The organism is Auritidibacter sp. NML100628 (assembly GCF_003185985.1).
In the GTDB taxonomy this organism is placed as follows: domain Bacteria; phylum Actinomycetota; class Actinomycetes; order Actinomycetales; family Micrococcaceae; genus Auritidibacter; species Auritidibacter ignavus.
The window spans coordinates 47,220-69,260 of the sequence record NZ_QHLP01000013.1 but is presented as its reverse complement, the minus strand read 5'-3'; the positions used below and the strand labels follow the sequence as shown (position 1 = coordinate 69,260).

General features: G+C 58.5%; 20 protein-coding genes and 1 tRNA gene. 16 read left to right on the top strand and 5 right to left on the bottom strand.

Going from position 1 to position 22,041, the window contains the following annotated elements; genetic code table 11:
- Positions 1–132 precede the first annotated feature (132 nt).
- The 5 genes from DCC24_RS09300 to sdhC form a co-directional block, all read right to left on the bottom strand.
- A complete protein-coding gene (locus DCC24_RS09300) occupies positions 133–1,215 on the bottom strand; it encodes an ABC transporter substrate-binding protein (protein WP_166769883.1) in 1,083 nt (360 codons plus the stop codon).
- Between the two features lie 516 nt (positions 1,216–1,731).
- Positions 1,732–2,523, bottom strand: a complete 792-nt coding sequence (locus DCC24_RS09295) for a succinate dehydrogenase iron-sulfur subunit (RefSeq protein WP_110099647.1) — start codon at positions 2,521–2,523, stop codon at positions 1,732–1,734.
- Positions 2,523–4,316 carry a succinate dehydrogenase flavoprotein subunit gene (gene sdhA / locus DCC24_RS09290; RefSeq protein ID WP_110099646.1) on the bottom strand — a complete coding sequence of 598 codons (1,794 nt, stop codon included), beginning with the start codon at positions 4,314–4,316 and terminating at the stop codon, positions 2,523–2,525. The genes DCC24_RS09295 and sdhA overlap by 1 nt, the downstream gene beginning before the upstream one ends.
- 82 nt (positions 4,317–4,398) lie before the next feature.
- A complete protein-coding gene (locus tag DCC24_RS09285; RefSeq protein ID WP_110099645.1) occupies positions 4,399–4,902 on the bottom strand; it encodes a succinate dehydrogenase hydrophobic membrane anchor subunit in 504 nt (167 codons plus the stop codon).
- A gap of 1 nt (position 4,903) precedes the next feature.
- Positions 4,904–5,323: a succinate dehydrogenase, cytochrome b556 subunit gene (gene sdhC, locus DCC24_RS09280; RefSeq protein WP_255410766.1), complete on the bottom strand. Its 420-nt coding sequence runs from the start codon at positions 5,321–5,323 to the stop codon at positions 4,904–4,906.
- A gap of 283 nt (positions 5,324–5,606) precedes the next feature.
- Here sdhC and DCC24_RS09275 point away from each other — a divergent pair, with 283 nt between their 5' ends.
- The 16 genes from DCC24_RS09275 (at position 5,607) to DCC24_RS09200 (ending at position 21,943) form a co-directional block, all read left to right on the top strand.
- A complete protein-coding gene (locus DCC24_RS09275; protein WP_233242834.1) occupies positions 5,607–6,731 on the top strand; it encodes a mannose-1-phosphate guanylyltransferase in 1,125 nt (374 codons plus the stop codon).
- Positions 6,732–6,880: 149 nt separating this feature from the next.
- Positions 6,881–8,137: an amidohydrolase gene (locus tag DCC24_RS09270; RefSeq protein WP_110099665.1), complete on the top strand. Its 1,257-nt coding sequence runs from the start codon at positions 6,881–6,883 to the stop codon at positions 8,135–8,137.
- Positions 8,138–8,142: 5 nt separating this feature from the next.
- A complete protein-coding gene (locus tag DCC24_RS09265) occupies positions 8,143–8,565 on the top strand; it encodes a cytidine deaminase (protein WP_233492049.1) in 423 nt (140 codons plus the stop codon).
- Positions 8,566–8,611: 46 nt separating this feature from the next.
- The gene (locus DCC24_RS09260; protein WP_110099642.1) at positions 8,612–9,910 is read left to right on the top strand and encodes a thymidine phosphorylase; all 1,299 of its coding nucleotides are present in this window, start codon (positions 8,612–8,614) and stop codon (positions 9,908–9,910) included.
- Positions 9,911–9,935: 25 nt separating this feature from the next.
- Entirely contained in the window at positions 9,936–10,652 is a 717-nt protein-coding gene (locus DCC24_RS09255) for a DedA family protein (RefSeq protein ID WP_110099641.1), read from the top strand.
- Positions 10,649–11,851, top strand: coding sequence for an adenosine deaminase (locus DCC24_RS09250; RefSeq protein WP_110099640.1), 1,203 nt, complete (start codon positions 10,649–10,651; stop codon positions 11,849–11,851). The genes DCC24_RS09255 and DCC24_RS09250 overlap by 4 nt, the downstream gene beginning before the upstream one ends.
- The gene (locus tag DCC24_RS09245; RefSeq protein ID WP_110099639.1) at positions 11,844–12,632 is read left to right on the top strand and encodes a MazG nucleotide pyrophosphohydrolase domain-containing protein; all 789 of its coding nucleotides are present in this window, start codon (positions 11,844–11,846) and stop codon (positions 12,630–12,632) included. The genes DCC24_RS09250 and DCC24_RS09245 overlap by 8 nt, the downstream gene beginning before the upstream one ends.
- A gap of 8 nt (positions 12,633–12,640) precedes the next feature.
- Positions 12,641–12,886: a hypothetical protein gene (locus DCC24_RS09240; protein ID WP_146206313.1), complete on the top strand. Its 246-nt coding sequence runs from the start codon at positions 12,641–12,643 to the stop codon at positions 12,884–12,886.
- A gap of 58 nt (positions 12,887–12,944) precedes the next feature.
- The gene (gene eno / locus DCC24_RS09235) at positions 12,945–14,225 is read left to right on the top strand and encodes a phosphopyruvate hydratase (protein WP_110099637.1); all 1,281 of its coding nucleotides are present in this window, start codon (positions 12,945–12,947) and stop codon (positions 14,223–14,225) included.
- A 235-nt stretch (positions 14,226–14,460) separates the two neighbouring features.
- On the top strand, positions 14,461–15,078 hold the full coding sequence (locus tag DCC24_RS09230) for a septum formation initiator family protein (protein ID WP_110099636.1): 618 nt from the start codon (positions 14,461–14,463) through the stop codon (positions 15,076–15,078).
- A gap of 43 nt (positions 15,079–15,121) precedes the next feature.
- Positions 15,122–16,801: a DUF501 domain-containing protein gene (locus DCC24_RS12565; RefSeq protein WP_304529233.1), complete on the top strand. Its 1,680-nt coding sequence runs from the start codon at positions 15,122–15,124 to the stop codon at positions 16,799–16,801.
- A 1-nt stretch (position 16,802) separates the two neighbouring features.
- Positions 16,803–18,239 carry a S8 family serine peptidase gene (locus DCC24_RS09220; protein ID WP_110099634.1) on the top strand — a complete coding sequence of 479 codons (1,437 nt, stop codon included), beginning with the start codon at positions 16,803–16,805 and terminating at the stop codon, positions 18,237–18,239.
- A 122-nt stretch (positions 18,240–18,361) separates the two neighbouring features.
- Positions 18,362–19,771, top strand: coding sequence for an NAD(P)/FAD-dependent oxidoreductase (locus DCC24_RS09215; protein ID WP_110099633.1), 1,410 nt, complete (start codon positions 18,362–18,364; stop codon positions 19,769–19,771).
- A 132-nt stretch (positions 19,772–19,903) separates the two neighbouring features.
- Positions 19,904–19,977 (top strand) — tRNA-Leu (locus tag DCC24_RS09210).
- Between the two features lie 141 nt (positions 19,978–20,118).
- On the top strand, positions 20,119–20,979 hold the full coding sequence (locus DCC24_RS09205; protein ID WP_110099632.1) for a SurA N-terminal domain-containing protein: 861 nt from the start codon (positions 20,119–20,121) through the stop codon (positions 20,977–20,979).
- 145 nt (positions 20,980–21,124) lie between these two features.
- A complete protein-coding gene (locus DCC24_RS09200; RefSeq protein ID WP_110099631.1) occupies positions 21,125–21,943 on the top strand; it encodes a Bax inhibitor-1/YccA family protein in 819 nt (272 codons plus the stop codon).
- Positions 21,944–22,041: the final 98 nt, after the last annotated feature.

Below are 22,041 nucleotides of genomic sequence, written 5' to 3'. Positions count from 1 at the left end.
CTATTACGAATAAGAGTGGTAGGCCGATCAAGACAAAGCAAATCGAGACCAGGATCCAACCAGCAGTCCGCGAACTATCGAGTGTTTTCAAAGTTGAACGTTCTGACCTTTGTGGTAGGAGGGATCTATCTCTTACTGAAGCTGCATATTGGCGAACCAGTCTTTTATCTCGGCTTCGTTTTCAGCGGCGAATTCAGCATCGGTGCTTTGGATATTTGGGTCTTCGGGTCGCGCGTCGGGCAGGCTGGATTGGTCTACGCCCTTCACATACGGCGTGATGATTCCATCGTCTTCACCCTCTTCCATCAAGTAGGTCATGTTGTCTGAATCCAGCATCCAATCGATGAGTGCGGCAGCCGCGCACGGTCGTGGAGTGTTAGCGCTAATCGCGGCTGCCCGGACTACTCCGGGTGATCCTTCGTCAGACCACACGATTTCGATCGGTTCCCCAGACTCCATAAATTCGTATGCGTGTTGCTCTTGGAGGATGGCGGTTTTCACCCCGCCCGTTGCCAATGCGGTCGCCACTGGGCCATTCTTGTCGTACAGGTTTAGCCCATTCTGATTTATCGTACTGAAATATTCCTCGGCTTCTTCTGTTCCGAGCTCTTGAAAAATCCAAGAAACGATGGGGTATGCCGGTGCTGCGACTGCCGGATCAGCGATGCCAACTGGCGCGTATTCAGGTTTAGTCAAGTCTTCCCAAGTTTCAGGGGCGTCACTTTCTTCAAACTCTTCAGTATTGTAAGCGATCACCCCAGCGGCGTGCTCGGAAATCGGGATCCACGCTCCATCTTCTGGAAGTAAATCTTGTGCCTCCTCTTCAAGATTATTCAGATTTCCTACAGGTGGGTTTTCGAGGAAATAACCTTGCTGACGCAACGATTCCAAACTGCCGTGGCCGTCAAGGAGCACTACATCCCATTGAGGATTGTTGGCCTCTGCTGAGATACGCGCGAGTACCTCTCCGCCGCCTAAATCGGCAATATCCGTTTCGATGCCTGTATCCGCTGTGAATTCATCCGTCAGGGTTGGTCCCCAAGGGTTCATATACACCCTAAGACTGCCTTCTTCAGTGGAACATTCTTCGGCATCTAGGGCTGGAGCTGAAGCAGCTTCTTGCTCAGCATCATTTGAGGCAGGCCCACATCCCGCGAGTGACAGCGTTACGGTGATGGCCAAGCCGCCCACAAAAACCTTCCCTGCGTTGTTCATTAAGACCACAAGCCTTCCTGTCCAATTGATGTCCCTATTATTCATTAGCTTGTCTCGGATGGCGAAGCGTCACATCAAAAAGTGCTTACTAAGCCTCGTACGTGTCCATGCTAAGTGGAGGTGTTGCACTGAGTATTTATTGTGTAACAACACGGTGAACAATCGAGGTAAATTGCCGTCAAATTTTCCGAGTGATATTTACGTGTATTCCATCAAGAGTTTTCTATTAGATACTCTAAATTTACTGGAGGGACACTTTTCGGTAGATATGGCAGAAGCAGGCGAGGTGTGTGGGCAGATGAGCCTGAAGGAAGAGAATTTAGTACGCACTTGTCTGGTGTAAACGACGCTGTCTCCCCTGCGGTGAATGCGGGCGACCAGTAGATTTATGTAGCTGTCGGAACTAGGTTCGATTAGGTTGTCACCTATGTAAGTTGCGGGATAAAAAGTCTTGGCCCGGGGCGAGTGCGCGACGTGCGTACTCACCCCGGGCCAAGGGCCAAGTTTACTGGAGTGTTAGAAGCTACGGGCCAAGATAGCCTGCTTGACTTCAGCGATAGCCTTGGTCACCTGAATACCGCGGGGGCATGCCTCGGTGCAGTTGAAGGTGGTGCGGCACCGCCATACGCCCTCTTTATCGTTGAGGATTTCCAGGCGCATGTCGCCGGCATCGTCACGGGAGTCGAAGATGAAGCGGTGAGCGTTCACGATCGCCGCCGGACCGAAGTACTGGCCATCGGTCCAGAAAATTGGGCACGAGGAGGTGCATGCTGCGCACAGAATGCACTTGGTGGTGTCATCGAACCGTTCGCGCTCAGCAGCGGACTGGATCCGCTCCCGAGTCGGCTCCTGATTGTCGTTGGACACCAGGAACGGCATGATTTCGCGGTAGGACTGGAAGAAGGGCTCCATGTCCACGATCAGGTCTTTCTCGCACGGCAGACCCTTGATCGGCTCGACGGTGATCGGCTTGGTGTGGTCAAGATCCTTCAGCAGGGTTTTGCAGGCCAAGCGGTTGCGTCCGTTGATGCGCATCGCATCGGAACCGCACACACCGTGAGCGCAGGAACGACGGAAGGACAGAGTACCGTCGTGTTCCCACTTGATCTTGTGCAGGGCATCCAGCACACGGTCAGTGGGGTACATTTCCAGTTGCCAGGTATCCCAGTAGGCATCTTCCTGGAACTCGGGGAGGTAACGACGTACCTGAACGGTGACGGTCAGGGTTTCCAGTTCTCCGGCGCCACCCTGATCGCCGAGGTCAATCTGTGATGCCGGCTCGGCCGGTTCAGCATATGTTGCAGTCATCAGTACTTACGCTCCATCGGTTCGTATCGGGTTTGGACGACGGGTTTGGTCTCGAAGCGGATACCTCTAATGCCTTCGGTTTCCGATTCGGAGTCGCGGTAGAGCATGGTGTGCTTCATCCACTTTTCGTCATCACGATCGGGGAAGTCCTCGCGGTAGTGACCACCGCGGGACTCTTGACGGTGCAAAGCGGCAACGGTCATTGCCTCAGCGATATCGAGCAAGTAGCCCAGCTCCAGCCCTTCGAGCAGGTCAAGGTTGAAACGACGACCCTTATCCTGGACCGAAACGTTTTCGTACCGCTGACGCAGGTCGCCGATCTCGTCCAGGGCGCGACGGATCGATTCTTCGGTGCGGAACACCTGCACATCGGCGTCCATGACTTCCTGCAGGCGGGCACGCAGGTCAGCGACCTTCTCGTTGCCGGTCGCCGAGCGCAATTTCTCGATCTCGTCGACCACGAAGGATTCGCCGTTCTCAGGAAGTTCTACCCACTCAGCATCTTCGGCATAGCGAGCAGCGTCAATGCCAGCGCGACGACCGAAGACGTTGATGTCGAGCAAAGAGTTGGTGCCCAGACGGTTCGAGCCGTGCACGGAGACGCAGGCAACCTCTCCGGCAGCGTAGAGGCCGGGAACAACGGTGTCGTTGTCCTGCAGTACTTGGGCATCAATGGTGGTTGGAATACCGCCCATGAAGTAGTGACAGGTCGGGAACACCGGAACCGGTTCGTAATAGGGCTCCACGCCCAGGTACGTGCGGGCGAACTCGGTAATGTCAGGAAGCTTGGCGTCAATGTGGGCCGGCTCGAGGTGGGTAAGGTCCAATAGGACGTAGTCCTTATTCGGGCCACAACCGCGCCCCTCACGCACCTCGTTGGCCATGGAACGAGCCACAATGTCACGTGGTGCGAGGTCTTTAATGGTCGGTGCGTAGCGCTCCATGAAACGCTCGCCCTCAGAGTTACGAAGAATACCGCCCTCACCGCGGGCGGCTTCAGAGAGCAAAATACCCAAGCCAGCCAGACCGGTGGGGTGGAACTGCACGAATTCCATGTCTTCCAGTGGCAGGCCGTGGCGGTAGGCGATTGCCATACCATCACCCGTCAGGGTGTGGGCGTTGGAGGTGGTCTTGAAAACCTTGCCGGCACCACCGGTAGCGAAGACAACAGACTTGGCCTGGAAAATGTGGATCTCTCCGGAGGCCAGATCATAGGAAACAACGCCAGCCACGCGCTTCTGTGTGTAAGGCGTGCCGTCTTCGCGGGTGGCTTCTTCATCAACCAGCAACAGGTCCAGCACATAGTATTCGTTGAAGAATTCCACGTTGTGCTTCACACAGTTCTGATACAGCGTCTGCAGAATCATGTGACCGGTACGGTCTGCAGCGTAGCAAGACCGTCGCACCGGGGACTTTCCGTGTTCGCGAGTGTGACCGCCGAAGCGTCGCTGGTCGATTTTGCCTTCCGGGGTGCGGTTGAAGGGCAACCCCATCTTCTCAAGGTCGAGCACCGCATCGATCGCTTCTTTAGCCATGATCTCCGCGGCGTCCTGGTCCACGAGGTAGTCGCCACCCTTAATGGTGTCGAAGGTGTGCCACTCCCAGTTATCTTCTTCAACGTTGGCTAGCGCCGCACACATACCACCCTGGGCAGCACCGGTGTGAGACCGGGTGGGGTAAAGCTTGGTCAGTACGGCGGTGCGGGTGCGTTGGCCGGCTTCAATAGCTGCACGCATCCCCGCGCCACCGGCACCAACGATGACAACATCGTATTTATGTACCTGAACCTGCATCTGGTGGAATCTTCTTTCTGTTAGGTCATCGAGTGGCTCGGAGTGATTCGGTGGGTCCGAGCGTTACGGAAAGATCCGGTCTTCAGCCGAATTGCGGCATGGAATAGCAGAAGCTCGGCGAACGGTCGAGCAGGTTGCCTGCGTCATCGACCATGCAGGGCTCAAAGGTGAAGATCACCAGGGTGCCCAGGACGATGATGGCGACCGAAGCCAAGTACAGAGCCATCTTCAACCAGAAACGGGTGCGGTCTGAACTGGTGTAGTCCTCAATGATTGTAGCCACACCAAACGTTCCGTGGATCATGGCCAACCAGAGCATGACGAGGTCCCAGATCTGCCACAACGGGTTTGCCCACTTGCCGGCAACGAGACCAAAGTCAATCCCGTGCACACCGTCACCAATCATCAAGTTGGAAAACAGGTGAACAAAAATCAGCACCAGCAGGATGGGGCCTGAAATGCGCATAAACAGCCATTTCAGCATTTCCTTGCTGGTATTCGAGCTGGAAGATTTCCGAGTGAATTTCGGGTCAATGGCACCGGTGCGCGGTGCTGCGATATTGGTTTCTTCGGTAGTAACGCTCATCCTAGACCCCCGCAAACGCTAACATCAGGTGGCGAACGGTGAAACCACCGACCACGACGACCCAGGCAATCAACACGATCCACAGCATGGTTTGGTGGTGTTTGGTGCCCTTTTTCCAGAAGTCCACCAACACCAGGCGGATGCCGTTGAAGGCGTGGAAGACGATGCAGGCCACCAGCCCGACTTCGCCGATGGCCATCAGTGGATTCTTATACGTGCCGATCACTGCATCGTAGGCTTCCGGAGAAACCCGCACGAGTGCGGTATCGAGCACGTGGACCAAAAGGAATAGGAAGATGACGACACCGGTGATTCGGTGGGCCACCCAGGACCACATTCCTGCTTTACCGCGATAAAGCGTGCCCCTGCCGGATTTTCGAGTGGTTTCGGCAGAGGTGTCCGCGGTTGTCACAGTAGACACTTTGTAACCTCCCAAGGATGCAAGGGCGCTGGAGACACCCTCAATGTCTACGTGTCAGCGCCGGTGCGAAAATGCTTCCTTCGAAGATAAGGATAATCGCACCGGGGGGTCTGTACCCAAATGAGTCACACTGTGTGTTATCTAACGAAGTGTTTGCCCGCTACCAGACCACAAGCAAACACGTGGGGATCGGCGCATCCTTTCCTGAACAATTCCTGAGGAAGTGCCGGTTTCAGGCCACGTTAATCATCTGAGAACGTACCGGTGGCTTACTGTGGGAAGGGTGAATGCTGATCCAATCAAGAATCCCGAAGACCGTTTTTGGGCGGTCATCCCTGCCGGCGGTGTCGGCACCCGCTTGTGGCCTCTATCCCGTGCTGCAGCGCCGAAGTTCCTCCACGACCTGACAGGGTCTGGACAAACCTTGATCCGAGCGACCTACGAACGTTTGGTGCCGATCTCCGAAGAACGCACCATGGTCGTGACTGGTCGGGCGCACCACGACGCCGTATGCACCCAGTTGCCCGATATCTCGGAGTCCAACCTCTTACTTGAGCCAGAACCGAAGGATTCCGCCGCCGCTATTGGGCTGGCGGCTGCGGTGCTGTATCACCGAGATCCAGAGATCATTATGGGATCTTTTGCTGCAGATCAGGTGATTGGTCCCGACCACGTTTTCCGGCAGGCAGCTCGGGAAGCCATCGCTACCGCTGCCGACGGATATATTGTCACGATCGGTATCAAGCCAACGTACCCATCGACAGGTTTTGGATACATTAAGGCAGGCGCACGGCTGGACGTGGATAATGCTCCGACTGCCCACGGCGTACAGCGCTTCGTGGAAAAACCCGAGCAGCACCTGGCGGAAGAATATGTTGCCTCGGGGGACTACTTGTGGAACGCCGGAATGTTTGTCGCTCCGGTGGGACTGATGCTGGAACACCTGGAACGCACTGAACCGGAGCTATATGAGGGACTGATGGAAATCGCCGCGGCGTGGGGGACCCAGCACCAAGAAACGGTGCTGGAGCGGATTTGGCCGACCCTGCCGAAAACTGCCATTGATTACGCGGTGGCAGAACCAGCCGCCGACGCCGGTGTCGTGGCCGTGATTCCCGGAGACTTTATCTGGGACGACGTCGGCGATTTCGCCGCCATCGCTCGGCTGAACCCGGCCCGCGATGATTCGGGAGTGACCGTTATTGGTCCCACCCCGCGGGTCTATTCTGACGATTCCACCGGTGTGGTGGTTACCGACACGTCGCGAGTCATCGCACTGATCGGGGTCGAGAACATCGTGGTGGTTGATACCGGCGATGCTCTGCTGGTGACCACCACCGACGACGCTCAATCCGTGAAGCAAGCAGTGGAAGCACTCAAAGCCCACGGTGACGACGATGTTCTTTAAGTAACATCAGATGGCGGTCGCGTTGCTAGCGCCTTGACAATCTCCTTAAGATAAAACCCATGCACGAAGGATTACCAGCATCATTACCCGCAACTGAGACCGCCGAGCAACGGGCTCGGATCGCTGAAGACTCAGCACATGGCGGGGCAATGAATGTGGAATCTCCGTTTCGCAGTTCCGCCGAGAAACCCGTGCGCGATGACCCGGATCTCCCGCGGGTCTCACCAGTCGTTGACGGACTATTGCCGAGAATTCGGGCGTTTCGTCGAGATATTCACCAGCACCCCGAGCTGTCTCTGGAAGAACACCGCACCACCGCGAAGATTCTAGAGTTACTCAACTGCGCCGGGCTGGAACCACAACAAATGGAATCCACCGGTGCGTGGGTCGATATCGGTCAGGGGCCGATCGTGTTAGGGTTGCGCGCCGATATTGACGCGTTGCCGTTGCAAGAACGCACCGGACTGGACTACGCCTCGGTCCATGACGGCATCGCCCACGCCTGCGGACACGACATGCATACCGCCGTGATGGCCGGGACCGCGTTGAGCCTGCAACAGATTCTGTCCGGACAGAGCGTGCTGCATACATCCGGGCTGGAACTCAACGGCCGGGTACGTATCATCTTTCAGCCTGCTGAAGAACGACTACCCGGTGGTGCCTTGCAGGTTATGAAAGCCGGACTGTTGGATGAGGTGCCACGGATCTTGGCGGCCCACTGTGACCCGGCCTTTGACGTCGGCACCATCGGTACCCGCATCGGTGCTATTACTTCGGCTACCGACACGTTGCGCATTACGGTCACCGGTCACGGTGGCCACACCTCGCGCCCGCAACAGACCGAAGACGTGGTTTATGCTTTGTCCAAAATTGCTTCTGAGGTGCCAGCGGTGCTGTCGCGACTGGTGGACGTGCGCTCGGCAGTTCAAGTGGTCTGGGGACATATCTCCGCAGGGGCTGCCCCGAACGCGATTCCCTCGATTGGTCAGCTGTCGGGAACCTTGCGCTGTTTGGACGCCGATGCCTGGGGCGCAGCAGCAGATTTGCTCGACCAAGTCATTCGGCAGATCGCAGCGCCCTACGGTGTCGCGGTGGAAATCGACCACGTCCGCGGTGTGCCACCGGTGGTCAGCACAGAGAAAGAAACTGATCTGATCGAAGATGCAACCCGTTTTGAGATTGGGTCCCGCGCCATTACGTTGACCCCGCAATCGATGGGTGGCGAAGACTTTGCGTGGATGACCCAAAAAATCTCTGGAGCCATGTTCCGGCTGGGCACCCGAACCCCAGACGGGCCGATTTACGATCTGCATCAAGGGGATTTCAATCCGGATGAACGAGCCCTGGGCGTCGGGGTGAAAATCTTCACCGCCGCTGCGTTGCGGGCCTTGGCCGGGGTACAGTGAAAAGCGTGGGTGAAGGCATACGCACAGACGTCCCGGTTTTTGAAAACCAGTGGCAGGATCTGCACCGGCACGCGGTGGAAGCCACGAAGAAAGCCTACGCGCCGTACTCTGACTATCCGGTCGGGGTCGCCGGCCTGACCCAATCTGGTCGGATCCTCACCGGGGCCAATATTGAAAACGCCTCCTACGGGCTGACTCTGTGCGCCGAATGCACGCTGATCTGTCAGGCCATCATGCTCGAAGCTGACCCGCTCATCGCGGTGGTGATCGTTAATGCGTCCGGTGAATTCATCACCCCCTGTGGTCGGTGCCGACAGCTACTGATCGAACACACCGGGCCCAGGCTACAACTCACCACGGCTGAGGGGCTCACTACTCTGGGACAACTGCTACCTCAGGCCTTTGGCCCGAAAAACCTCGCCACCTGAGCGAACCCCAAGACACCGATGTGAGCAACTGGAAAGGCAACACCGGATGACATCGCGGCACTTTCACCCCGTAGAGCTGATCGCCACCAAACGCGACGGAGAAGCGCTCACGACCGAGGCCATCACGTGGATCATCGAACGCTATACCGCCGGGGGCCTGCCGGATGAACAAATGTCGGCGTTGCTGATGGCGATCTACTACCAAGGGCTGAATACCCAGGAGCTCCATGCCTGGACCCAAGCGACGATCAACTCTGGGACCCGGATGGACTTCTCCACTCTGGGGCACCCTACCGCCGATAAACATTCCACCGGGGGAGTCGGCGATAAAATCACCCTCGTGTTGACTCCGTTGGTCGCCAGCTACGGGGTGGCAGTGCCCCAACTGTCTGGTCGCGGATTGGGCCACACCGGTGGCACCCTGGACAAGCTCGAGTCTATCCCCGGTTACCGGGTCAATCTCACGCCCGAGGAGATGACCCGCCAGCTGAAAGACATCCGGGCAGTGATTTGTGCGCCCACCGCGGCTCTCGCCCCGGCCGATCAGAAGATCTATGCGCTCCGGGATGCCACCGCGACTGTTGAGTCGATCCCGTTGATCGCCTCCTCGATCATGTCCAAGAAGATCGCCGAGGGAACCGACTCGCTGGTGCTCGACGTCAAAGTCGGCTCTGGTGCCTTTATGAAAGACCTGGGTTCAGCTCGCACACTGGCCCACACACTAGTCCGCCTCGGCACAGCTGCGCAGGTCAACACCACCGCACTGGTCACTGATATGTCCACCCCGCTGGGTCGCACCGTCGGCAACGCGCTGGAGGTCGAAGAATCCCTCGAGGTTCTCTCCGGCGGTGGCCCCCAAGATGTCCGTGACCTCACCGTCGCGCTGGCCACTGAAATGCTGAGGGCTGCTGGAATCACCGGCGTGAATCCGGCCGAGCACCTGGACTCCGGGGCCGCCATGGATACTTTCGCCGCGATGGTTTCCGCTCAAGGCGGCGACCTGCGCGCCACGCTACCGACAGCACACCACGAGCACCAGGTGGTGGCGGACCGTTCCGGGAGCGTGACGAGCGTGGACGCGCTGACTGTCGGGCTGATCGCGCGCCGGCTGGGCGCCGGTCGCGCCCAGCGTTGTGATGCTGTCCAAGCTGGAGCCGGGGTGCGACTACACGTGCGCCGAGGCGACTCGGTCACCGCCGGTCAGCCAGTGGCGACTTTCTACACCGATGACACCAAGCTGATGGTATCGGCTTTGGAACTCACCGAGCAGATGATCGAGATCGGTCCTGACGCGACAGATACCACCGTCCCCGATGGCGTGATCCTTGATCGAATATCCAACTGATCTCGAGGACCCGTAGGCTAGAAGGGTGTTTGCATTCCTCGAAGATCTCATCCTGCGGGCGGCCACCGCGTGGTGGACCCCGCTGGCGCTGTTTATTCTGTGCTTCATTGATGGGTTCTTCCCGATCGTTCCCTCGGAATCGTTGATCGTTGCGCTGGCCGCGATCGCCGACCGAGAGAACACGGTGGGATTGACGACGCTGTTTTTTGTGGGCTGGTTCGGAGCCACTCTGGGTGACCAGGTTGCGTTCCGGCTGGGCCGTGCGATTGGCGTGACCCGATTCCGGTGGATGCGTTCCCGTCGGGTAGCCGGTATCGTCCAGCTAGCCAGACGGTCCCTGCACCGCAACGGGGCGCTACTGATCATCACGGCCCGGCATGTGCCCGGTGGACGGGTCGCCGTGAATTTTGTGGCCGGAGCGACCGGATACGCCTGGTGGAAATTCTCGCTCTTAGATTTTGTCTCAGCCGGGGTATGGGCCGGGTACTCCATCGCCATCGGGGTATTGACCACCGGATGGTTAGACAACGTCTTACTGCAAATTGTGGTGGCGCTCATCTTTGCGGGACTGTTGGGCCTGCTGATTGATTTTGTTGCTCGCAAGGTGGTGGCCCGGATTTCCTCGACGCCGGCTCAGGCGCCGGCCGAGGTAATCCGCCCGGCCGGGTTTAGCGAAGACTCCTCCGAAAATGGGCATGGCTCTAACGTGCGGGGCCGTTCTGGCATAGACTCGCAAGAGTGAGTCCAAAACACGCTGCTTCTGCACCCGTTGTCACCAATCCGCTCGCGCTTGATCTCGCCGCTCTGCCCAAGGTGAGTCTGCACGATCACCTCGACGGCGGATTGAGACCAGCCACCATCTTGGACCTGGCCCAATCCATCGGTCACCAGCTGCCGGCCGATACCACCGAAACACTGGCTGAATGGTTCCAGGTCGCTGCCAACGCCGGCAGTTTGGAAAGCTATCTAGAAACCTTTGAGCACACCACTGCGGTGATGCAGACGGCTGATGCGCTACAACGGGTGGCCCGAGAATTCGTCGAAGACCTCATCGACGACGGAGTGGTCTATGCCGAAGTGCGGTGGGCTCCGGAACAACACACCTACCAAGGACTCAGCCTGGAAGACGCCGTGGAAGCAGTCCAAGCCGGCCTCGAACAAGGGTGTCAACAAGCCAGCGATCAAGGTCAGAGCATTCAGGTCCAGCAATTACTGTGCGCCATGCGTCAAGCTGACCAGGCTCAAACGATCGCTGAACTGGCGGTGCGCTACCGCGACTCCGGGGTGGCCGGCTTTGACATTGCCGGGCCCGAAGACGGATTCCCGCCCCACCGCTTCGCTGAGACCTTCACCTGGCTGACCGAACAATTCATGCCCATCACCGTCCACGCTGGCGAAGCAGCCGGAATCGACTCGGTGGCCGATGCCATCATCTCCGGCCGGACCCTGCGACTAGGCCACGGCGTCCGGGTCTCCGATGACATCATGATGGAAGACACTGAGACCGGTGACGCGCTGGTCAGTCTGGGTCGGGTCGCTGAAGGCGTATTGCAACGCCAGATGGTGCTAGAACTGTGCCCCAGCTCCAATCTGCAAACCGGTGCTGTCGAGCCCGGGACGGCAGAAGACCCACTGGCCAACCACCCCTTCGGACTGTTGCATGAGCTTGGATTTGCCGTCACCGTCAATCCGGATAATAGGTTGATCTCCGGCACCACCGTGACCGATGAACTCTACTTACTGACCCACTCCTATGGTTACACCCTGGAAGACCTGCTGGAGTTCCAGCTCAACGCCGCTCGCGGAGCGTTCATCTCGCAGGCCGAACGCGATAACTTATTGGAGAAGATCAATCGCCACTGGTGTGCTGTGATCGAGGATCACCTGGACCCTCACGATCCGCACCGCCCGACCTGCTTTACTGCCCTGAACGATGACTGATACCACCCAGCACGCCGGCCCCGTGACCTCGAGTGAATTAGCACGATTGCGCTGGATTACCGCACAATTGCGTCGGTGGTGCCCCTGGACGGCGCAGCTGACCCACCGTGAGCTAACCAACTATCTGATTGAAGAAGCCCACGAAGCCGTCGACGCCATCGAAACCGGGGATATCGCGGAGATACGCGATGAGCTCGGTGATGTGCTCTTCCAAGTTGCCTTGCACTCTGCCCTGGCTGAAACGAACCCGAAACCAGCCCAACGGTTCACCATCGAAGACGTCGCAGCAACCATTAACCAGAAAATGATTCGGCGCAACCCCCACGTGTTTACCCCGGAAGGACAGCTACAGGACCCCTCCGTTCTTGGGCAATCCACGGTCGAGGATGTCGAGCATGCCTGGGAACACATTAAACAGCAGGAAAAAGCCGATACCACTCCTGACAGCACCGATGAGTCCAGAGCACAGGCCGAACGCGTCGCTCACGCCTCGATTTTTTCAACCCCCTCGGGATACCCGAGTCTGGCGGCCGCTGCCAAGATCCTGTCGCGGGCCCGCAGACAAGAGGTCAACCCGCTTGAGGAGACCGCGGGTAACACACCAAATCCCCCGGAGTCCATCGAGACCGAGCATCAGTTGGGGGCGCAACTGTTCGCGTTGGTTGCCCAAGCCACCCAACGGGGGTTGGACCCAGAAAGAGCCTTGCGGGAATATCTGCACTGGCTTGAGGCTCAGTCTGCGCCGAGCTCTGCTCAGCGCACTGATAGGGTGACACCATGATCTGGCTGATGAATTCCACGCAAACCATCGAGGCACCGTGGGGTGTTTGGGTGGCAGTTGCACTCATCACCGGTGTGCTGGCGGTCCTGGTTGTTATGGTCGCCGCCGTTCTGCGCGGATCCTCTAATTATCGTCGCTCCAACACGTTGAAGGATTTCCGTGCCCGACAGCGTGCCGACGATACCACACAGTGTCACGAACCCAGAGAATCCACTGAACCCAGCGAATCCTCCACCGATACTTCCGAGAACTGACCGACCGATCCCTCAGATTCCCTAATCCGTTGATCTCTAAGGAGAGGACCCCAACACCATGTCCTTTATCGATGCAATCCACGCACGCGAAATCCTCGATTCCCGTGGTAACCCCACCATCGAGGTCGAAGTCCTGCTGACCGACGGCTCAATGGGGCGTGCCGCAGTGCCATCAGGCGCCTCCACCGGTGAATTTGAAGCAGTCGAGCGCCGCGACGGCGATGCAGAACGCTATAACGGCAAAGGCGTGCTCGACGCTGTTGTGGCAGTCAACGCCGACATCGCCCAAGAACTGTTGGGCGAAGACGCCACGGATCAACGTCGCATTGACCAGCTGATGTTGGATCTGGACGGCACCGAAGCCAAATCCAACCTGGGCGCTAACGCCATCCTAGGCGTCTCCATGGCAGTGGCCGATGCAGCCGCAGAGTTCACCGACCTGTCACTATTCAAGTACCTCGGTGGCCCCCACGCCCACACGTTGCCGGTGCCGATGATGAACATTCTCAATGGTGGCGCTCACGCAGACTCTAACGTCGACGTTCAAGAGTTCATGATCGCCCCGCTGGGTGCTGCATCCTTCTCGGAAGCCCTGCGCTGGGGCGCTGAGGTCTATCACAGTCTGAAAGCTGTGCTCAAAGAACGGGGCTACGGTACCGGCCTGGGGGATGAAGGAGGCTTCGCACCGTCGCTACCATCTAACCGCGACGCCCTGGACCTGATCACCACCGCGATCACCAAGGCCGGCTACACCCCCGGCACCGATATTGCTCTCGCCCTGGACGTGGCCAGCTCAGAGTTCTTTGACAACGGCACTTACACCTTCGAAGGTCAGGAACGCACCGCCGAAGAAATGACTGCGTACTACCAAGACTTGGTGACCGACTACCCGCTGGTTTCGATCGAAGATCCCCTGGACGAAGAAGATTGGGAGGGCTGGGCAACTCTGACTCAGGCCCTGGGTGAAAAGGTTCAGCTGGTCGGTGACGACCTGTTCGTGACCAATAAAGTCCGTCTGCAGCGCGGTATTGACGAGCGCGCCGGTAACGCCATTCTGATCAAAGTCAATCAGATCGGTTCGCTGACCGAAACCTTCGAGACCATCTCGCTGGCCCAGTCGCGGACCTTCAACTGCATGATCTCCCACCGTTCCGGTGAAACCGAGGACACCTTCATCGCCGACCTGTCGGTGGCCACTAACGCCGGTCAGATCAAAACCGGGGCTCCGGCACGCTCTGACCGTGTGGCTAAGTACAACCAATTGCTACGTATTGAAGAAGAACTCGACGACTCGGCGCGCTACGCCGGTCGTAGCGCATTCCCGCGTTTCCAGATTTAACGAACTTCTGTCGGTAGCCCACAATCAACGGCCGAAGAGTATCAATCGGCACTCTTCGGCCGTTGCTAGTTTACCGATTTCGAGTTTGCGGGCGCGGGCGACGGACAGTCGCCAGTTGTGGTGACTAAGGTAGGGCCAGAACAATTGCGTCAACAGTGCCAGTCAACCGGTGAACTGGTGTGAGCTGGGCGCCGGAACGGACCATCAGAGACGACGCGCCACGGAAGGACTAGCCGTGAGATCTCAAAAGCCCAGAGTACCCAAGAACTCTTCCGGAACCAGCGGTTCCCAGGCCGACAGGGGTGCCCAGCGTCGTCAGGACCAGCGCGAGCAAGCGGTGAAACGAGGCACGGCCGCGACCGGCACCAAACGCGGTCAGCGACAACTAGCCCGGCGCGCCCAAGAGCGCGTCCGGCAACGTTACAGTCACGCCACCCCGGAAGAACAACGTCCTGCCCGCAACTTCTCCGGCCGGATGATTGCGGTGATCATGGTGCTGTTTCTTGCTGTGGTGGTGATGGCACCCAGCCTGCGCACTATGTTGCAACAAAACCAGGAGATCTCCCAGGCCGAGGCCGATTTGCAGGCAGAGCAACAGCGCAACGAAGAGCTCACTCAACAACTCAATCGCTGGGACGATCCGGCGTATGTGCAACAGCAAGCCCGAGAACGGTTTAATATGGTCATGCCAGGTGAACATAAGTACCTGGTGGTCGGTGGCGAGGAACTAGCCGAAGGCGAGGAGCCGGTGACCGAGGAAGAGGAAATTACCGAAGACCAGGCACCGGCCTGGGCCGATGACTTTTGGAACTCTTTCGTCCACGCCAGCCAACACCAAACGAGCCAACCATAAAACGCAAGAACCAAAGAATACTCCCGCACAGCATGGAGGATGCGTGGCCACGGTAGACCACCCCACTGAAGCAGACCTGCAGACCCTCAGTCGTCAGCTGGGGCGACCGGTGCGCGATGTGGTGGCCATCGGTGCACGGTGTCAGGGATGCGGGTCACCCCTGGTTGCCACCACAGCGCCACGACTGTCGAATGGTATCCCGTTCCCCACCACGTTCTACCTGACCCACCCGCTGGCTACTACCGCCGTGTCCCGGCTGGAAGCCACCGGGATCATGGCGGAGATGACCGACGAACTGGCTCACAACCGGCACCTTGCTGATCAATACCGGGCTGCCCACGAGAATTACTTAGCCGAGCGTGATCGGATCGGCCAGATTGCCGGGGTGGGCGAGGTCCCCGAAATCGAAGGAATTTCTGCCGGCGGAATGCCCGAACGGGTCAAATGCTTACACGTGCTGGCCGCTCACTCCTTGTCGGTGGGCCCCGGAGTCAACCCATTGGGGGACCGCGTGCTGGATCTGATCTCCGAAGAGTTCTCGGCGCAGAGGTGCCGATGTGAACAGGGATGGGACGATGCATCAGTCGCCCCACGTCAGGATCTGTCCCGCCACGTGCGTCGACTCAACCGGCAGGGGCGGACCAACCCGATCCAGCACCGCCGGGTTAGCGCCGATGAGGCCACTGCGGTGGCTGCTATCGACTGCGGGACGAATTCGCTTCGTCTGCTGGTGGCCCGCCCGGTTGCCGACCCCGACACCGGGGCCAAACTGGTCGAACTGCACCGTGAAATGCAGGTGGTTCGACTGGGCGAAGGGGTAGACCAGAGCGGAGAATTTGCCCCGCAAGCCCTAGAACGTACTTTCGCCACCTGCCGGGATTACGCCGAAGTGATTGAACACCACCGCGCCGAGACCGTCCGATTTGTAGCCACCTCGGCCTCCCGTGATGTCTCCAATCGCGATGCGTTCATCGCCGGGGTGCGCCAGGCGCTGAACGTGACACCAGAAGTCGTCTCCGGCGCCGAGGAAGCCCACCTAACCTTCTCCGGTGCCCTGAGTGCCCTCGATGATGCACAACTCCAAGCCATTGCTGTCGAGTGCGAAAACCCGGATCAATCGGTGCGGGTCATGGTGGTGGACCTCGGCGGCGGGTCCACCGAGTGCGTGGTCGGCGAGGTGGGTTTTGCCTCGGGACATCGCGAGATTACTCTGGTCGGCTCGGTTTCAGAAAACATCGGGTGTGTCCGCTTCACCGAACGATACCTGCGTTCTGACCCACCGACCGCCGAGGAAATTGCCGTTGCAGACCGTGAGCTCAACGAGGTTTTCACCCGAGTGCACGAGGAACTGGACTTCTCCACGATCGATGCGGTCATCGGGGTTGCTGGGACCGTCACGACGCTCACCGCAGCGGCGTTGGGCCTGAAAGAATACGATGCCGATGCCATCCACGGCGCCCAACTGGATCGAGAAACCCTGAAAGCCACTGCGGCCACCTTGCTTCACTCGACCCGCGCCGAACGGGCCAACCTAGGGTTCATGCACCCGGGCCGTGCCGATGTGATCGGAGCCGGCGCGCTGATCTGGTCGACGTTGCTACAGATAGTGCACGACGCTACTGGCGGAAAACTGGCCGCCATTATCACCTCCGAACACGATATTCTCGACGGCATCGCCCTATCGCTGATCGGGCCGAACGACAGCAGGGTCCAGGACTCATAGCATGAAGGTCGTGGTGATCGTCAATCCACTGAGCGATGCAGTTCTACGTGCGACGACGCTGGCTCTTGCTCTGTTGTTATGCTTGGTCAGCACACCGGTGCCCAAAGCGCAGGCCGATCAATGGCGGGACAGCCAAGAGTGGATCACCGAGTACGGTTTCGACCAAGCCTGGAAAGAAACCCGCGGCGAGGGGGTCACCGTTGCGGTGATTGACACCGGTATCGATGACACGCACCCGGATTTGACTGGCCAGGTGATCGGGGGAACCGATGTGTCGGGGCAGGGTCACGACGACGGCACCAAACCGATTGGTGAGGACCCTCACCACGGCACGAGCGTGGCATCTCTGTTGGCCGGGCACGGCAATAATCTGCGCGAGGTTGACCAAGCCACTCAGCAAGAGCCCGAGAACGACGACAATGACGAGGAAGATGCCAACGCCTCTGAGGATGCCGAGACGGACACAGAATCAGAATCGGAGCCCTCTGCTGAACCGGGTCCCGGAGACGACGGCATCATCGGGACCGCACCCGAAGCGCAGCTGCTGAGCATTTCGGTCTATCTCGGCGACGGCGAGGATGTTCCCAGCGCCGAAGAACAGATTGCTGAAGCCGTGACCTGGGCGGTTGACCAAGGTGCCGATGTCATCAATATTTCACTGGCCTCCTCCGAACAAGATTGGCCAGAATCCTGGGACGATGCCTTTCTCTACGCTGAGGAAAACGACGTGGTGGTCGTGGTGGCTGCCGGCAACCGGGCCGGCGGATCGACGACGGTGGGAGTCCCGGCCACAATCCCTGGTGTACTCACCGTGGCAGGACTGGACGCGGATGGATCCGCCAGTTGGGACTTTTCCACTGAGGGCATCACGATCGGTGTGGCCGCCCCGGCCGACCCGCTGGTCGGAGTAACCTCGGACGGCGGGTATCAGAACTGGTCGGGAACCTCTGGTGCCGCACCGCTGGTCTCGGGCCTCGTCGCGCTCGTGCGCTCGGCCCATCCGGAGGATTCGGCAGCACAAGTCATCAACCGAATTTTGTCCACGGCCCAACCTGCAGGCGATTCCGGCACCGATGCGCTCTACGGTCACGGAGTGATCAACGCCGAACAGGCCGTCACCACGCAGGTGCCGACCGTAACGGAAAACCCGATGGGCTCGATGGGCGAGTGGATCCGCGTACACCGTCGTTCATCTGACGACGATGCGCTCACCGGTAGGTCTGACCAATATCAGGGCCACGAGCCGGTGGAGGTGCCCACCGAACTGCCTGGGGATGCCACAGCCCAATCGACTCCCGCGACACCGATGACCGGTGCGGCCAGTTGGTGGCAACCTGTCATGGTCATCGGTGGGACGGGCCTGGTGGTAGCGTTGGCCGGGACCGGAATATGGCAATTGGCGACCCGCCGAGCTGCTGGTCGTCCCACGAGTCGTTAGCCCGCCCACAACCTGAATATCTCACCGTGTCAGAATGTGGTATAGATCTCACTGTGTAGTTAATACAATCAACCGTCGCTGTTGAATTCACAACCGCGCGTAACCGGCCTAACATAGGAAACATGGCTATAACTCCTCAATTATCACCGAAACCACGCGTGCTCATTGTGGGCGGCGGTTACGCCGGCATCACTGTTGCACGGAAGCTCCAGAAAAAAGTTCGTGATCGGGGCGGTGTGGTCACCGTCGTTGACCCCAACGCATACATGACCTACCTCCCGTTCCTGCCCGAGGTTCTCGGCGGACACATTGAGGCCCGCCACGCTACGGTGGACCTGCACACTCACCTCAAGCACGCCGAAATCGTTCAGGGCTCGGTCGTCAATGTCTCTCACGCCGAGAAGATCGCGACTGTAGCCGCCGAAGACGGCGAACAGTTCGAGATTCCATATCAGGACATCGTGATGACCGCAGGTTCTAACACCCGTGTATTCCCGATTGACGGTCTAGATAAGACCGGCATCGGTATGAAGACCATTGAAGAGGCAGTCACTCTGCGCAACCAGATCCTGGAACGCGTCGAGTCGGCAGCCTTGATGACCGACGCTGCTGAGCGTCGTCGCGCGCTGACCTTCGTGCTAGTCGGTGGTGGCTTCGCCGGTGTGGAGACCATCTCCGAGATCGATGACCTGGTCCGCAACGCCATCGCCCGTAACTCCCGATTGTCGCAGTCCGAGGCTCGCATCGTGCTCGTTGAAGCCATGGGACGCATTATGCCCGAGGTCTCTGAAGCGCAGGCGGAAGGCGTTGTCGAGCACCTGCGCGACCGTGGCATCGAGGTGTTGCTGAACACTTCGCTGGACAGCGCCGTTGACTACGAAGTCAAGCTCAAAGACATGCGTGACGATTCACCGGCCGGATCCTTCTACGCTGACACCATCGTGTGGTCCGCCGGTGTTGCCGCCAACGGTATGGCCAAAGAAACCGATTTCCCGGTGGACGACCGTGGTCGCATCGAGGTTACTCCGACTCTGCAGATCTCGGATGGAGACGGTGGCGTGACTGAAGGTGCCTGGGGTTGTGGCGACATCTGCGCTGTGCCGGATCTGACCGGTGATGGCCCCGGTGGATTCTGTGTGCCGAACGCACAGCACGCCGGCCGTCAGGCGAAGCGCCTGGCCGAAAACCTATTGGCCGTACGCTTCGGCGAAGGTGTCGTTGAAGAGTACTACCACAAGTCTCTGGGTACCGTTGCCGGAATGGGGCTTGGCAAGGGCGTCGGTAACCCGCTGGGCGTTGAACTCAACGGCCTGCCCGCCTGGCTGGCACACCGTGTCTACCACGCCTACGCGTTGCCGACCCTTGAGCGCAAGTCTCGCGTGGTCTCCGGCTGGATCCAGGAACTGCTGTGGGGTACAGACACTACCCAGACCAAGCGTCTGGAGCGTCCGTTCAACGCCTTCCGCAAGGCCGCCGGTAAGCCTGAGATTCCGTCACGGTTCACCAAGAAGACCGAAGAAATCGAAGCCTAAGCTCTCGATCACACCAGCGCAGATGACATTTGTGACGCGCTGAGTTAAAACAACGGCCCCGGTCGAGCGCCTCCAGTATGATCTGGAAGGTGTTCTGGCCGGGGCGTTGTGATGTCTCGGAACCACGAACGAGCCCCCATAGCCCAATTGGTAGAGGCAAGCGACTTAAAATCGCTGTGTTGTCAGTTCGAGTCTGACTGGGGGTACCGGCGTCCTGAATAGAGGCTGATGATTCACTGAATCGCCTATTCAGTTTCGGGGACTACACTCGGGGTGATCATCCCAAGGAGACGCGCAACCGGCGCGAGGACAGCTCCTGACACCCAACCCGAAGGGACGGTAGACGTTTGCTCGGCAAAAAGATCCTCAGTTCCATCGCACTGATTGCCATGTTGAGCCTGTCAGCCTGTAGTGCAGATGAGGAAAACGCAGATGGGGCGCCCGAAGCCTCTGCATCGGCTGGCGACCAAGGAGCGCTTCCGGAACCAAATCTCGACGACGTTCCCGACGTGGTGGCCACGATCAACGATACCGAGATCACCAAAGAGGAATTTGCTACCAACTATGAGTCTCAGTATCAGCAGATGGCGTACCAGGCTCAAATGAGCGGTTCGGACGTTGACGAAGATCAGCTCAAACAGGAGAGCCTGGAGATCATGATCGGCAATGAGCTGTTGCTCCAAGAAGCAGAGGACCAAGATATCGAGGTCACAGAGGATGATGTCGATGAGTTCCTCGATGACTTTGCTAAACAACAAGGGCTGGAATCTCAGGACGAGCTCATCGCGCAGTTTGAGGAACAAGGCATGGACGAGGAACAACTGCGTGAAGATTCCAAGAAACAAGTTGCCATGGATCAGCTGATCGAGACTCTCGATGTTGACGAGCCTTCGGAAGAAGAGCTCAAAGATCTCTACGACGACCAGATGGAACAACAGAAGCAACTCATGGAGGCTCAAGCCTCGGCTGATCCGTCCGCACAGGCCGAGGATGGATCGTCGGAATCCGCCTCGGGCGAAGACCAGCTACCGAGCTTTGCGGAGTCCAAGGACGACCTGGAAGAGCAGGTCAAGCTTCAAAACGAGAATGAAGCGATCACTGAATTGGTGGAGGATTTACGCGAGGATGCCGATATCGAGATTTTCCTCGAAACCCCCGCTACTACAGAATCTAGCTCTGAGGACGATAGCGACGAGGACGCTAAGTAACAAGTGTGCCGGATAGTGCCATACAGCAGGGGATTATCACCGCTGGTAGTTAACCTAGCTTGCGGGTAGTTAGCTAACACCGGCGCAGTGGTTACCGTTAGACTGGCACATGAACACCTGACCGTCAGATACGAGAGGACGGCCCATGGCCAACCCAGTCTTTAACTCCGACAATTTCAAGCAACAAGCTTCTGGGGGCGTGCAGACTCCTCAGACCATTTCCGCATCTGAACTCGAAGAGATGTATGCTCGCCCCTCCGCGACTCCACAGGATACCGGGCGAGTCAGCTACAATGATGTGATCCTGCGGACCGCTTCCCAGCTAGCCGTGGTGTTGGTCGGAGCTTTGGGACTGTGGTTTGCCGGAACGATGCTCGGATTGGGCGGAATCGTCGGTCCCGCCACGCTCATCGGTGCTATTGGCGCGATCGTCCTGTCCTTGGTGAACGCGTTCAAAAAGCAGCCCTCACCGTTGCTGATCACGCTGTTCTCCCTCGCGGAGGGCCTGTTCCTTGGGGGGATCTCCCTCACCTTGGACGCCATGTACCCGGGGGTGGCCAGCCAGGCTGTTCTGGCGACCTTGTGCGTCTTCCTGGTGATGTTGGCGCTATTCTCCTCTGGTAAGGTCCGTGCTACGGCTCGTGGCATGCAGATCTTCATGCTGGCCTCTCTAGGTTACGCCGTATTTGCATTGGTGAACTTCGTGCTGATGATTACCGGAGTCACCGAGGGGATGTTCGGTCTACGTTCGGGCTGGCTGGGTGTCATCGTCGGCGTGATCGCGATTGTTTTGGCCGCTTATTCGCTGGTGATGAGTTTTTCCATGATCCAGCAGGGTGTGCGCAACGGTGCCCCACGCTCCTTTGCCTGGACTGCAGCATTTGGCTTGGTCACCGACTTGACCTGGCTTTACCTGGAAATTCTGCGTGTGCTGTCGATCTTGCGCGAGGTGGCCGATGCGTGATTCCCGGCGCACGGCTATCGTATTTTCGTCAGGTCACGATCTGAGGTGACCGATAATACGGGCGGTGTCACGCTGAGGCCACCTTTGGTTAGTCTGCG